The organism is Veillonella sp. ACP1 (assembly GCF_000286635.1).
In the GTDB taxonomy this organism is placed as follows: Bacteria; Bacillota; Negativicutes; order Veillonellales; family Veillonellaceae; genus Veillonella; species Veillonella atypica.
The window spans coordinates 71398-85021 of record NZ_ALKL01000007.1 but is presented as its reverse complement, the minus strand read 5'-3'; the positions used below and the strand labels follow the sequence as shown (position 1 = coordinate 85021).

Annotated in this window: 17 protein-coding genes; 15 read left to right on the top strand and 2 right to left on the bottom strand. The window is 39.4% G+C overall.

Annotation, left to right across the window (positions count from 1 at the left end; genetic code table 11):
• The first annotated feature begins 81 nt into the window (after window positions 1-81).
• Both nrdG and HMPREF1151_RS02145 read left to right on the top strand, forming a co-directional pair.
• Complete coding sequence (nrdG, locus tag HMPREF1151_RS02150; protein ID WP_009660934.1) at window positions 82-579, top strand: anaerobic ribonucleoside-triphosphate reductase activating protein; 498 nt, start codon at window positions 82-84, stop codon at window positions 577-579.
• A gap of 10 nt (window positions 580-589) precedes the next feature.
• Window positions 590-1822, top strand: a complete 1233-nt coding sequence (locus tag HMPREF1151_RS02145; protein WP_009660851.1) for a chloride channel protein — start codon at window positions 590-592, stop codon at window positions 1820-1822.
• Between the two features lie 135 nt (window positions 1823-1957).
• Here HMPREF1151_RS02145 and HMPREF1151_RS02140 read toward each other — a convergent pair whose 3' ends face one another.
• Entirely contained in the window at window positions 1958-2506 is a 549-nt protein-coding gene (locus HMPREF1151_RS02140) for a gamma carbonic anhydrase family protein (RefSeq protein WP_009660921.1), read from the bottom strand.
• An 11-nt stretch (window positions 2507-2517) separates the two neighbouring features.
• Window positions 2518-3471, bottom strand: a complete 954-nt coding sequence (locus HMPREF1151_RS02135) for a nitronate monooxygenase (RefSeq protein WP_009660933.1) — start codon at window positions 3469-3471, stop codon at window positions 2518-2520.
• A 303-nt stretch (window positions 3472-3774) separates the two neighbouring features.
• Between HMPREF1151_RS02135 and HMPREF1151_RS02130 the strand changes: the two genes are divergently transcribed.
• From HMPREF1151_RS02130 to rnc, 13 genes are all read left to right on the top strand, one after another.
• A complete protein-coding gene (locus HMPREF1151_RS02130) occupies window positions 3775-3909 on the top strand; it encodes a rubredoxin (protein WP_004693422.1) in 135 nt (44 codons plus the stop codon).
• 101 nt (window positions 3910-4010) lie between these two features.
• Window positions 4011-4526 carry a DUF177 domain-containing protein gene (locus HMPREF1151_RS02125; protein WP_009660919.1) on the top strand — a complete coding sequence of 172 codons (516 nt, stop codon included), beginning with the start codon at window positions 4011-4013 and terminating at the stop codon, window positions 4524-4526.
• 25 nt (window positions 4527-4551) lie between these two features.
• A complete protein-coding gene (gene rpmF, locus HMPREF1151_RS02120) occupies window positions 4552-4728 on the top strand; it encodes a 50S ribosomal protein L32 (protein WP_005376859.1) in 177 nt (58 codons plus the stop codon).
• A gap of 246 nt (window positions 4729-4974) precedes the next feature.
• A complete protein-coding gene (fapR, locus tag HMPREF1151_RS02115; RefSeq protein ID WP_005381039.1) occupies window positions 4975-5538 on the top strand; it encodes a transcription factor FapR in 564 nt (187 codons plus the stop codon).
• Between the two features lie 3 nt (window positions 5539-5541).
• Window positions 5542-6570, top strand: coding sequence for a phosphate acyltransferase PlsX (gene plsX / locus HMPREF1151_RS02110; RefSeq protein WP_005380855.1), 1029 nt, complete (start codon window positions 5542-5544; stop codon window positions 6568-6570).
• Window positions 6554-7549 (top strand): beta-ketoacyl-ACP synthase III, encoded by a 996-nt coding sequence (locus tag HMPREF1151_RS02105; RefSeq protein ID WP_009660874.1) that lies wholly within the window; start codon window positions 6554-6556, stop codon window positions 7547-7549. The genes plsX and HMPREF1151_RS02105 overlap by 17 nt, the downstream gene beginning before the upstream one ends.
• A gap of 15 nt (window positions 7550-7564) precedes the next feature.
• Window positions 7565-8509 (top strand): enoyl-[acyl-carrier-protein] reductase FabK, encoded by a 945-nt coding sequence (gene fabK / locus HMPREF1151_RS02100; RefSeq protein WP_005380823.1) that lies wholly within the window; start codon window positions 7565-7567, stop codon window positions 8507-8509.
• Window positions 8510-8521: 12 nt separating this feature from the next.
• Window positions 8522-9463 (top strand): ACP S-malonyltransferase, encoded by a 942-nt coding sequence (gene fabD / locus HMPREF1151_RS02095; protein ID WP_005376799.1) that lies wholly within the window; start codon window positions 8522-8524, stop codon window positions 9461-9463.
• Between the two features lies 1 nt (window position 9464).
• Window positions 9465-10208 carry a 3-oxoacyl-[acyl-carrier-protein] reductase gene (gene fabG / locus HMPREF1151_RS02090; protein ID WP_005376748.1) on the top strand — a complete coding sequence of 248 codons (744 nt, stop codon included), beginning with the start codon at window positions 9465-9467 and terminating at the stop codon, window positions 10206-10208.
• Between the two features lie 51 nt (window positions 10209-10259).
• Window positions 10260-10490 (top strand): acyl carrier protein, encoded by a 231-nt coding sequence (locus tag HMPREF1151_RS02085; protein ID WP_005376767.1) that lies wholly within the window; start codon window positions 10260-10262, stop codon window positions 10488-10490.
• A 78-nt stretch (window positions 10491-10568) separates the two neighbouring features.
• A complete protein-coding gene (locus HMPREF1151_RS02080; protein WP_005376890.1) occupies window positions 10569-11525 on the top strand; it encodes a nitronate monooxygenase family protein in 957 nt (318 codons plus the stop codon).
• A 35-nt stretch (window positions 11526-11560) separates the two neighbouring features.
• Window positions 11561-12805 (top strand): beta-ketoacyl-ACP synthase II, encoded by a 1245-nt coding sequence (gene fabF, locus HMPREF1151_RS02075; protein ID WP_009660856.1) that lies wholly within the window; start codon window positions 11561-11563, stop codon window positions 12803-12805.
• Window positions 12805-13548 carry a ribonuclease III gene (gene rnc / locus HMPREF1151_RS02070; RefSeq protein ID WP_005376738.1) on the top strand — a complete coding sequence of 248 codons (744 nt, stop codon included), beginning with the start codon at window positions 12805-12807 and terminating at the stop codon, window positions 13546-13548. Before fabF ends, rnc begins: the two co-directional genes overlap by 1 nt.
• Window positions 13549-13624: the final 76 nt, after the last annotated feature.

Sequence of the window (13624 nt, the reverse complement as noted above, 5' to 3'; positions counted from 1 at the left end):
TTACTATATACATGATAAATTGAAATATATCTATATGTTTAATTTGGTCAAAGTTGATCATAGGCAAATATGGGGGTTATTATGAGATATGGACAGATCCGACAATATGATATCGCCAATGGGGAAGGTATACGCACATCTATATTTGTAACTGGTTGCACCCATTGCTGTTATAATTGTTTTAATGAAGAATATCAAGATTTTAATGCTGGTCAAGAATGGACTGATAAAGAAACACAGCTAGTTGTGTCTTATGTAAAAGATCCTAATTGTGCTGGCCTCACCTTGTTAGGCGGTGAACCATTTCAAAATGTAGATGGTATGCTAGCTATAGTGAAAGCAGTGCGTGAAGCAGCGCCTGAAAAACCTATTTGGGCTTACTCTGGATATGTTTGGGATGATATTATATCTGATCCATCGCGCCGTAGCTTAGTGGAACAAATCGATATCCTTGTTGATGGTCGATTTGTAGATGAGTTAAAAGATCCATCCTTACGATTTAGAGGATCCTCTAATCAACGAATTATTGATGTACAATCTTCGTTGACACAAGGTGAAGTCATACTAGCTATGGAGTAAAATAAAGATTATGTTAGATAAACGATTGTTAGGATTGATTATAATCGTCGGATTAGTGGCAGGATTAATCGGTTCCTTTTATACTCATTTAATGCACTATATTCAACATTTTATGTATGCCTATTCGACATCCGATGGCTTGACGTTTGGTCAAGCCGTGGCACGTGTATCGCCTGAACATCGATTGTTAGCATTACTGGCCTGTGGTCTTGTTGGCGGTGTAGGTTGGGTTCTTATCCATCGTTATGGAGACCCACTGGTAGATATAAAAAAAGCTGTTCAGGATTCTACAAAAGAAATGCCTCCGTTGACCACATTTATTCATGCTACATTGCAAATTATCACGGTCGGCATGGGTTCTCCACTTGGTCGAGAAGTAGCACCTCGCGAAGCTAGTGCTGGTATCATGTCTGGATTATTGCGCTATGTTGATATGCGCCCTGAGGACAAGTCACTTATTATTGCTTGTGCTGCTGGTGCAGGCTTAGCTGCCGTATATAATTCTCCTTTATCAGCTGCTATTTTTACGCTAGAGACATTACTTATCACATGGAATGTTCGAGCCATGAGTGCAGCCCTTTTATCGTGTGGACTAGCTACATTGGTCGTTCGTCAGGCAGGGATAGGAGATCTTGTTCAGTATACGATGCCACAACCACCTTTATATGGTAGCTATCAAGAATTTGCTATCGTCCTTGGCGCTGTCATTGCTATTGGCGTTGTTTTATTTGATAAAACACAATCCTTATTACCTAAGTTTGATAGAAAAAGCCCTAAAATGATTGTCATAGCTTTTTTATCATTTGCTGTTATTGGGGTAATGGCCATGTATTTTCCAGAAATCCTCGGTAATGGTAAAGCTGGTAATCAGTTGACCTTTACAGATTTAGTAGGATGGGATTATGCATTAGGTTTATTAGCTACTAAATGGATTGCCGTGTTACTTGCCTTAATGGCTGGTGCTTATGGTGGTCGAATTACGCCATCCATGATGCTAGGTAGTACATTGGCATTAGCCTTTGCAGCCTTGTGGAGTATTATGGTCAGCCCTGTACACCTTGGCTTTGCTGCATTTATAGGGGCCGTAATTTTCTTGGGATTGGCACAAAAGATGCCACTTACATCCTGTGTGTTCATGTTAGAACTTTCACGATTTTCCGTGGAAATATGCTTCCCAATGGCGTTAGCTATGGGCTCCGCATTGATAACTCAGCAGATTGTAAAAGCAAGATTCCAATTATAAAACAAAACTGTATACTATATCGGACGATGTTCTGATGATAAAGAAATAGCGACTAGTTGATACCATATAATCAACTAGTCGCTATTTTACGTGTGAAGGCTTTATTTATAGAAAACCTTATTTTTTACATTGTAGTTATACAATTTTGGCGTTTTTGTCGTATTCTTCGCCACCACAATCTGGTAGCATACCATATTCTACAGTCCAAAGGTGTTTATATTTTAATGCTTGATTGTGGATTCTTTCAACTTGGGATTCATCAGTACGTACGATGCGTGCAGGAATACCAACGACTAAAGAATAGGGAGGGATTGTAGTGTTTTCTTTTACCACTGCACCGGCTGCAATGATAGAGCCAGTACCGATATGACAACCACTTAGTACGATAGCCCCCATGCCAACGAGTACATTATCCTCGATGGTAGACGCATGAACAATGGCGCCATGACCTATAGTTACATAGTCGCCAAGTATACAAGCCTCATCATCATCGACGTGAAGCACAGAGTTATCTTGTACGTTGGAATAACGACCTACTATAATTTTATTAACATCGCCACGAAGTGCACAGTTTTGCCAGATAGAGGCAAATTCTTTCAACTCTACATCGCCGGCTAGTTCAGCACCAGGCATAACACAAGATTTTGGATCTAATTTTGGATACTTTCCATGATAAGGTAACATAGGACCTCCTATTAAATTACTTCGATAAAGCGTTGTGCTTTACGGATTGCCATAATAGCTTCATTAATAACAGAGTGTACAATAGTTTGAGCTGGTTCAATTTCATTAAGTCTATTAAGCGCTTGGCCTACTTGTACAGCACCATTGACAACGTCGCCATCGATAGCAGCTAATTTATTTGTACCTTGGGACATTTTGCTGCGTTCTTCTTTTGTTGTAACGCCATCAGTTTCTGCTGCAATATAACGGTCTGTAAAATCACTGCGCAAGCTACGTACACCACCGTGACCGGAGAGGAGACCTGTTACAACGGAGTCTGTATCTGTGGCTTTGATAATTGCTTCTTTCATATTTTGATGAGCTTTACATTCTTCGGCAAGTAAGAAACGGGAGCCCATTTGTACACCTTCAGCACCCATCAATAAAGCTGCTGCCAAACCACGACCATCAACGATGGAACCAGCCACAACAACAGGAATAGTGATTTCTGGTAGAATGTTTTCCATCAAAGACATTGTCGTTTGAGAACCGATGTGACCACCAGCCTCCATACCTTCTACGACGATAGCATCGGCACCAGCATCTTGAATGCGTTTTGCTAATTTCAAGGAAGGTACAACAGGAATAACCTTGATACCCGCTTCTTGGAATGGCTTAATATATGGGGTAGGGTTGCCAGCGCCAAGTGTTACAAATGAAGGTTTTTCTGCGATGATAACATCTACTAATTCATCTTTATTTGGGGCCATAAGCATTAAATTTACACCAAAAGGTTTATCTGTTAGTTCTTTGCATGCGCGAATCTCATTACGAGTCCATTCTGCATCGCGACCGCCTAAGGCGATAACACCTGTAGCACCAGCGTTAGCTACAGCTGCAACTAATGTAGCCTCAGAAACCCATGCCATAGCACCTTGGATGATAGGGTATTCGATATTTAGTAATTCAGTCAGTTTTGTTCTCATGAATCCTCCTATAATATAGTTATATATAAGATAATAAAATCTACTTATGTGGCGAATATTTAGTATACCACTATATATTTCTAGTAAATAGTATATCATAAAAATCTAATTGATAATAGATTTCATTATAAAATTACGTATGAAAGTAATAATAGTCAGCTTTCGGAGGATATTGAAAATTTAGTAGAAAAATGGAAAATGAGTATTGAAAAGTTTCGATGTCTTTGCTATACTATATTACAGATAAAGTATCTTAACGATATGAACACATTAATATAATCTCAAGTGAAGGAGGAAATAGACATGGAAAAATACGTATGCGTAGTATGCGGTTGGGTTTATGACGAAGCTGTAGAAGGCGTTAAATTCGAAGATCAACCAGCTGATTATGTTTGCCCTATCTGTGGCGTTGGCAAAGATCAATTCGAAAAAATGTAATTGATACATTAGAAAGGCTATCTTAAGCAATATTGAGATAGCCTTTTTTATTTGACAAAGCACACTGTCATGTTTATAATATTATAAGTCGAGGTAAGATTATGAAACTGCAAGTAGAGCAAGCAAAAGAACATATAGGAAAGAAATTTCCTTATAGCTATACGATGCCGAGTGAAGAACTTGGTAGTGACGTAGTTGCTTTTCCTTGGAGCCGTCATGATATAACTATTAGTGGTGAGTTTTGGTTTGATGGTCAAAACTACATCGTTCAAGGTTCGATTAATTCTAAAGGTGATTACGAATGTTCTCGTTGTTTAACGACTACGGAACATGAGCGTAACGATTCCTTCGAGGAAATCTTTAGTGATTCTCGAGATGCCGATGAAGATGTGATTCCTTTTAACGGAGAGGAAATTGACTTAACCGAACTGATTCGGGATACATTAATCATCAATGAGCCCTCTCAAGTGTTATGTCAGGATGATTGCAAAGGATTGTGCGTTCATTGCGGAGCAAATTTGAATGTTTCACCTTGTTCTTGTGAATCCTTTGTGGTGGATCCTCGATTCGCAGAGTTACGTGCTTTGTTTGATGAGAAAGATGATAGACTATCCTAATGATTGTACTAAGGAGGTGCAGATAATGGCAGTACCTAAGCGTAGATTATCCAAATGCCGTCGCGATCGTCGTCGTGCAAACTGGAAATTAGAAGCTCCTGGTTATGTAGCATGTCCACAATGCCACGAACCTATGATGCCTCATCGTGTTTGCCCTACATGTGGTCACTATAAAGGTGAACAAGTAGTTGCAAAAGCCTAATTGAGCGTGTAAAACACCTACACATTTGTGTAGGTGTTTTTTACTGCCCAAAAATGGATAGTTGTTGATTGATATATGCTTTATATTAATATCTCCTATAAAGTATTAATTAATTTTAAAATAAGGACAATATTTAGTATATTACCATAAAATATATCACTATATATGCGAAAAACCTTGCCAATATGGGAATTATTATATATACTTAAGATGTAATATTAATACTAGGTCATAAAAGGTGGTCCCATGAGTAGGTTGAAGAAGCAAGAAAGACAGAAACAGTTAACAGAAAAACTGAATATTACGCCTTTTCTTACTGATGAAGAGTTGGCATCGCACTTTGGTGTCAGTGTACCTACAATTCGACTCGATCGATTAGAATTGGGAATTCCTGAATTGCGTGAGCGTATTAAAGCGATGGCTACCGAACATGCTCAGGATGAGCAACCGGAACCAATACAGCATGAAATTGTAGGCGAACTCATCGATGTAACGGAAGGAAAACAAGCTTTATCCATGTTACATACGACGCCAGACATGGAAGATCGTTTTGGTTATATTGATCCACAGTATTTGTATGCTCAAGCAAATTCCTTGGCCAAGCTAGTTATGGGTTCAACCCTTTGCTCTGCAGAGGTGGGGAATATTAAATATAAAAATCCAGTAGAGTCTGGTACTAATTTGGTGGCGAAAGCAGAAATTGTTCGTCGTCGTGGAGATAAATACTTTATTTGGGTTATAATTAGAGATAAAATAAAAGAAGTATTTAGAGCTAAATTTATCATGGAGTCTGTGGAGAATCGGGTGTAGTATATGAAAATTGCAATTGACGCCATGGGTGGTGATTTTGCTCCCTTGGAAATCGTCTTAGGCGCCTTGGAAGCAGTGCGAGAAACGGAACATATTGATGTTGTTCTCGTAGGCGATAAAACTCAAATATTCAAAATTTTAGAAGACAATAATGAAACAAATAATCCTCGCATTTCTGTGTATCATGCGAGTCAAGTAATCGGAATGGATGAGCATCCTGGTCAAGCATTGCGCAAGAAAAAGGATGCATCTGTTGTGGTGGCTACATCTTTAGTTAGAAGTAAAGAATGTGAAGCTGTTATTGCACCAGGTAGTACAGGTGCTGCTGTAGCAGCCGCATTGTTCGGACTAGGACGTATCAAGGGCATTGATAGACCTGTTATTGCTACGCCAATGCCGACTGTAAATGGTATTACTGTTATGTTGGATTCCGGTGCGAATTCAAATAGTAAACCAAAACATCTTGTACAAGGTGCATTGATGGGGGCTGAGTATGCGAAACTTTTACTTGGCAAAGAAAATCCTACGGTAGGTCTTTTAAATATCGGTGAAGAAGCAACTAAAGGTAATGAAGTTGTGCTTGCTACATATCCTATCTTGGAAAATATGAAAACCATCAATTTTAAAGGAAATGTAGAAGGCCGCGATATTCCGAAAGGAACCGTAGACGTTGTCGTTTGCGATGGTTTTGTAGGCAATGTAATTCTTAAATTTGCAGAAGGTCTTGTAACTGGTTTGACACAGCTCATTAAAGACAGCATCATGAATGGCGGAATATTAGCTAAAATTGGGGCATTGCTTATCAAACCAGCGTTGAAACCAATGGCCAAGAAGGTGGACCACACTGAAAATGGTGGTGCTCCATTACTTGGTGTAAATGGTGTGTTTATGATTGCTCATGGCAGTTCAAAGGCTAAAGAAATTAAGACTGCTATTACCATTGCAGCCGATTTAGTAGAACGCAAAATAATTGAACATATTCGAGAAACAATGGAAATTGAAGGAGCCGTAAAATATGAGTATGATGAATAAACCTGTCGGTATTATTGGTACAGGTAGCTTCCTTCCTGATAATGTGGTGACTAACTTTGATTTAGAGAAAATGGTCGATACAAGTGACCAATGGATCAGAGAACGTACAGGCATTGAAGAAAGACGCATTGCACCAGAAGGTATGAATACATCCTATATGGCAACTGAAGCTGCAAAAAAAGCACTTCAAATGGCTAAGCTCGATGTAGAAGATATCGATATGATTATCTTTGCTACATTGACACCAGATATGGTGATTCCTTCTGCCGCATGTATATTGCAAGCAAATCTTGGTGCGAAAAATGCAGCAGCTTATGATTTACAAGCTGCATGCTCCGGATTTGTGTATGGGTTGATAACTGCTCAAAGCTATATCGCTTCTGGATTATTTAAAAATGTTCTCGTTGTAGGCGCAGAAATTTTGTCTCGTCGCGTTAATTGGAACGATCGTGGTACTTGTATTCTATTTGGTGATGGTGCCGGTGCTGCCGTAGTTTCTGAAGTTCCAGAGGGTTATGGTATTAAGGGTGTGGACTTAGGTGCTGATGGCACTGGCGGCTCTGCATTGTGTATACCAGCTGGTGGGACAGCTGTTGTAGCTAATGATCAACGCATAGAAGAAGGCTTGACTTTCATTCATATGGATGGTCCAGAAGTATATAAATTTGCTGTTAAAACAATGGGAAAAACGGCATTAAAATCTCTAGAACGAGCTAATATGAATTTAGATGAGTTAGATTATTTTATCCCGCATCAAGCTAATATTCGTATTATTGATTCAGCCGCTAAACGTTTACATATGCCAAAAGAAAAGGTATTTGTAAATTTACATAAGTATGGTAATACATCCGCTGCATCAGTGGCCATTGCGTTGGATGAAGCAAATCGTGAAGGTTGCTTAAAACGCGGTGATAATGTAGCACTTGCAGGATTTGGTGCTGGCCTTACCTGGGCTAGCCTCGTCTTGAAATGGTATTAAGGAGGAAACATCAAGATGATTAAGACTGATATTTGTGATTTGTTACAGATTGAGTATCCTATCTTTCAAGGTGGTATGGCTTGGTTAGGAACGGCTGAACTTGCGTCTGCAGTATCTGAAGCAGGTGGTCTTGGCATAATTGGTGCAGGACATATGCCTCCTGATATTTTCCGCAACGAAATTCACAAAGTTAAAGAACGTACTAATAAACCATTTGGTTGTAATATTATGTTGATGTCTCCTTTTGTAAAAGAAGTTATGGAAGTTGTTGTTGAAGAACGAGTTCCTGTTATTACAACTGGTGCGGGTAATCCTGGTGTATATATCCCAGCTTTGAAAGAAATTGGCACAAAGGTTATTCCTGTAGTTGCATCCGTTCTTTTAGCGAAACGTTTACTTCGTGGTGGTATTGATGCGATTATTGCAGAAGGTACTGAATCAGGTGGCCATGTTGGGGATATTACAACAATGGCATTGTTACCACAAGTTGTAGATGCTGTCGATGTTCCAGTTATTGCTGCTGGTGGTATTGCAGATGGCCGTGGCGTAGCAGCTGCGTTTGCACTAGGTGCTCATGCAGTTCAAATGGGTACACGTTTTGTCCTATCTGAAGAATGTATTGCTCATGAAAACTATAAAAACGCTGTATTGAAAGCAAAAGATCGTTCTACTGTTATGACTGGTCTTACAACAGGTCATCCAGTTCGAATTATCGAGAATCAATTAGCACATAAATATAAAAATCTTGAATTTAGTGGTGGTTCCAAGGAAGAATTAGAAAATCTTGGCGCAGGTACACTTCGTAAAGCTGCTATTGAAGGTGATGTAAAAGAAGGCTCCGTTATGATTGGTCAAATCGCAGGTATGTTACACGATGTGAAACCTTGTAAAGAAATCATTACAGACATTATGACAGAAGCTGAAACAGTGATTAAAAATCTACAAACTTTTGGCAAATAAGGAGGCCATCCTATGAAAACTGCATTCGTATTTCCAGGTCAAGGATCTCAAAAGGTAGGCATGTTACAAGATTTGTATAATGCATACCCAATCGTTAAACAACGTTTTGAAGAAGCTGATGAAGCATTGGGATATTCTATTTCTAAATTATGCTTCGAAGGACCTGATACAGAATTGGTTAAGACTGCTAATACACAACCAGCTATTTTAACTGCTTCCGTAGCTTGCTATGAAGTGTTGAAAGAACAAGGCTTTACACCAGATATCGTAGGTGGTCATAGCTTAGGTGAATATAGTGCGTTAGTCGCTGCCGGTGTTCTTGATTTTAAGGATGCTGTGTATGTAGTTCATAAACGTGGTGAATATATGCAAGAAGCTGTACCATTGGGCAAGGGTGCTATGGCGGCTATTCTAGCATTGCCAAGAGAACAAGTTGTTGAAATTTGCCAACAAGTTAATGATACAGTTGGTTCTGTACAAGCTGTAAACTTTAACTGCCCTGGTCAAATCGTAATCGCTGGTGAAACAGCTGCCGTAGAAACAGCAGCTGAAAAAATGAAAGAAGCCGGTGCAAAACGTGCAGTAATGCTTCCTGTAAGTGCTCCATTCCATAGTCGTCTTATGGAACCTGCAGCGCTTCGTTTAAAAGAAGAATTAGATAAGATCCAAGTTAACGATGCTAAGATTCCAGTAGTAGCTAATGTAACTGGCAAAATTTTGACAAATGCTAGTGACATTAAAGAATCTTTAGTAACACAAGCAGCTAATCCTGTATTGTGGGAAGATTGTGTTGCAGAAATGGTTAACTTCGGTGTAACTCGCTTTGTAGAAGTTGGTCCTGGCAAAGTATTAACAGGTTTCACTAAAAAGATTAATAAAGAAATGGAATTAGCTAATGTAGAAGACATTCCATCCTTAGAGAAAACGCTTGAATTTTTAAAGGGGGTTCGATAAAATGCACTTAGAGGGTAAAGTAGCTCTCGTAACTGGCGCCTCTCGTGGTATCGGTCGCGCCGTTGCTATTCAACTTGCACAATCTGGTGCTGATGTTGCTGTTAACTATAGTGGCAGTGAAGCTGCTGCTCAAGAAACAGTAGACGCTATCTTAGCATTGGGTCGCAAAGCGATTAAAATTAAAGCCAATGTTGCAAATGCTGAAGAAGTAGCAGCAATGGTTGAAGAAACGCATAAAACATTTGGTCACATCGATATTTTAGTAAATAATGCAGGTATCACTCGTGATGGTTTGCTTATGCGTATGAAAGACGAAGACTTTGATGCCGTTATCGATATCAACCTTAAAGGTGTATATTTGGTAACAAAAGCAGTATCCAAAATCATGATGAAACAACGTGCTGGTCATATTATTAACATGACTTCTGTTGTGGGTTTGATGGGTAATGCTGGTCAAGCTAACTATGCGGCTTCTAAAGCTGGTGTAATCGGTTTTACTAAATCTTGTGCAAAAGAGTTAGCTAGCCGTGGTATCACAGTTAATGCAATCGCACCTGGTTTTATCAATACTGATATGACAGATGTATTGCCTGAAAAGGTGAAAGAAGCTATGGTAACACAAATTCCGTTGGGCCGTATGGCTAAAGCTGAAGAAGTGGCTGCCGTAACAACATTCCTTGCTAGTGATTTTGCTAGCTATATTACAGGTCAAGTCATCAATGTAGATGGCGGCATGGTAATGTAGTTACAAAATTAGACTATATATAAATCTCATTTGAAAGGAGGTGAACCACTAATGAGCACTTTCGATAAAGTTAAAGCAATCGTTGTGGAACAATTAGGCGTTGATGAAGCTGAAGTTACCATTGATTCTACATTCATCGACGACTTAGGCGCTGACTCCTTGGATATCGTTGAATTGATCATGGCATTTGAAGAAGAATTCAATGTTGAAATCCCTGACGACGTTGCAGAAAAAATCAAAACCGTTAAGGATACAGTAGAATATATTGATTCTGCTAAATAAGCTGTATAGCTGACAATTCAGCCGTGCGGGGGGCCGAGTGGCTCCCCTAATCGGTATTGTTTACAGGAGGAATTGATAGTGAAGCTCCCTGAACTTCGCATTGGGAATCTAGTGGCCAAAGTACCTATTATTCAAGGTGGTATGGCGATTAGATTGTCTACAGCTCGGTTGGCAGCAGCCGTTGCAAATGAAGGTGGTATTGGCCTTATTGCAGCATCTGGATTGCCTTTTGATGAATTAAGATATGAAATACAATTAGCTAGAAAATTATCACCTACGGGTATTATTGGTATAAATGCGATGGTAGCAGCAACGCAATTTGCGGGTCTTGTAAAAACTGCCATCGAAGAGGGCATTGATCTTGTAGTGGCAGGTGCCGGTTTTTCAAGAGATATGTTCGCAATGGGTAAAGAGTCTGGTACTCCAATCGTACCTATTGTTTCTTCTGCAAAATTAGCGCGCATTTCTGAAGGTTTAGGTGCCGCTGCAGTTATCGTAGAAGGTAGCGAAGCTGGTGGTCACTTGGGAACGGATCGTTCTGCTCGTGAAATCGTACCAGAAGTTGTAGCAGCCGTTAAAAATATTCCAGTTATTGCAGCTGGTGGTGTTTTAGATGGTAAAGATATCGTGGATATGTTTAAATTGGGTGCTAATGGCGTTCAAATGGGCAGTCGCTTTGCTGCTTCTGATGAATGTAATGCATCTGATGAATTGAAAAAAATGTATGTGCGTGCTACAAATCCTGAGGATATTGTATTGATTCAAAGTCCAGTAGGTTTACCAGGCCAAGCTATTAAAAATAAATTTGCTGAATCTGTTCTTGATGGCACTGTAGCGCCACCAACAGTATGTGACAATTGTTTAAAACATTGTTCCCATAAATTCTGTATTATCCGTGCTTTATCTAGAGCGCAACAAGGTGATGTGGAAACGGGGTTAGTATTCTCTGGCAATAATATGCGAAAAGTCGATAAGATTATGCCAGTTAAAGATATTTTTGCACAGTTAAAACAACAAGTAGCAGAAATCGATTAATTAAAGGGGCTATATAGCTATAAGAGGTGGAATAATTGGAAAAACGTGTAGTAATTACTGGCTTAGGAGCGATTACTCCGGTAGGTATCGGTAAAGAGAATTTCTACAATGCGTTGTTAGCGGGTAAATCTGGTATTGGCCCAATTACACGCTTTGATGCATCTGACTATGCAACACGCATTGCAGGTGAAGTAAAAGATTTTGATATTACTCAATATGGCGTAGATAAAAAAGAAGCTCGCCGTATGGACCGTTCCGTTGAATTTGCAATTGGTGCAGCTGTTTTGGCAGCTGATGATGCAAAATTAGCACTTGATGAAGAAGATTTGGACCGTTGTGGTACAGTAGTTGGTACTGGTATTGGCGGTATTGATTCTATCCATGATGTATATACAACATTATTTGAAAAAGGTCCTGGTCGTGTTAGCCCATTTGCAGTTCCTATGATGATTGCAAATATGTCTTCTGCACGTGTATCCATTCGCCTAGGCTTGAAAGGTCCTGTTATTACAGACGTGACAGCTTGTACTTCTGGTACTAATGCAATTGGTGATGCATTCCGCATTATTCAACGTGGTGATGCAGACATCATGTTTGCAGGTGGTACTGAAGCTGCTGTTTCCCCTGCTGCTGTAGCCGGCTTCGCGGCTATGAAAGCTATGTCTACACGCAATGATGAGCCTACAAAAGCATCTCGTCCATTTGATAAGGACCGTGATGGTTTCGTAATGGGGGAAGGTGCAGGTATCGTTGTACTTGAAGAATTAGAACACGCTAAAGCTCGTGGTGCTCATATCTACGCAGAAGTAGTAGGTTATGGCACTAATGGCGATGCTTATCATATTACAGCTCCAGCTCCTGGTGGTGTACAAGCTCGTAAATGTATGGAATTAGCAATTAAAGATGCAGGTATTGATCCTAAAGAAATTAACTACATCAATGCTCACGGTACATCTACAGGCTTGAATGATAAAAACGAAACATTGGCTATTAAAGAATTATTCGGCGACCATGCAAAAGATATCGCTGTTAACTCTACAAAATCTATGACCGGTCACTTGTTGGGCGCTGCTGGTGCGATTGAAACAATTGTAATGGCAATGGCAATTGAAACAGGTAAGGTTCATCCAACAATTAACTGTGATAATCCAGATGAAGGTTTAGACCTTGATTATGTACGTGAAGGTTCTCGTGATTTACATGTTACAGCAGCTCTTTCCAACTCCTTTGGCTTTGGTGGTCATAACGGTACACTTTGTGTTCGCCGTTATGAAGACTAATGGGGCGTCACGTATCGCATAAGAATACTATAATGACACAAGCTCGTGAAGATTCTCTTCATGAGCTTGTTAGTCGTTTACATATACCGAATATTGATATCTCGATTTTAGATTGTGCTTTTACTCATACATCTTATGCGAATGAACATAAATCTAAGCATATTCATCATAATCAACGCTTAGAGTTTCTTGGTGATGCTGTATTGGATTTAATTATTGGTGAATATTTGTTTACAACATATCCCGATATGTCTGAAGGTAATTTGACTAAGATTAAGGCGGCTACAGTTTGCGAAGATTCATTAGCTACCGTTAGTCGTACATTGCATTTAGGTGATTATTTATTACTGGGCCATGGGGAAAAGTCCTCTGGTGGTAGTGATAGAAAATCCATATTAGCTGATACATTTGAATCATTGATTGGTGCGTTATATATAACGACTGACTATAAAACAGTAATGGACTTTGTTCTTCATCAGTTAGCTCCTAATCTTAAACAAGCATTAGAAGGTAAGCGTGGTAAAGATTATAAGACACTGTTACAAGAATTTGTACAACGTGATGGTGATAAACATATAGTGTATAGTCTTATCAGTGAGTCTGGTCCTGATCATGCTAAGACTTTTATGATGGAGGTATCCATCGATGGGATTACCTATGAGGCAGGTACTGGTAAAAGTAAAAAAATAGCAGAACAACATGCAGCACAATTGACATTAGAACGGTTAATGGCTGCTATATAAAAAGCGCCGCAAGGCGCTTTTTATATAGGAACTATTAATATGAGAACATTAAAATCGAAATGTATGTAATTAGAAT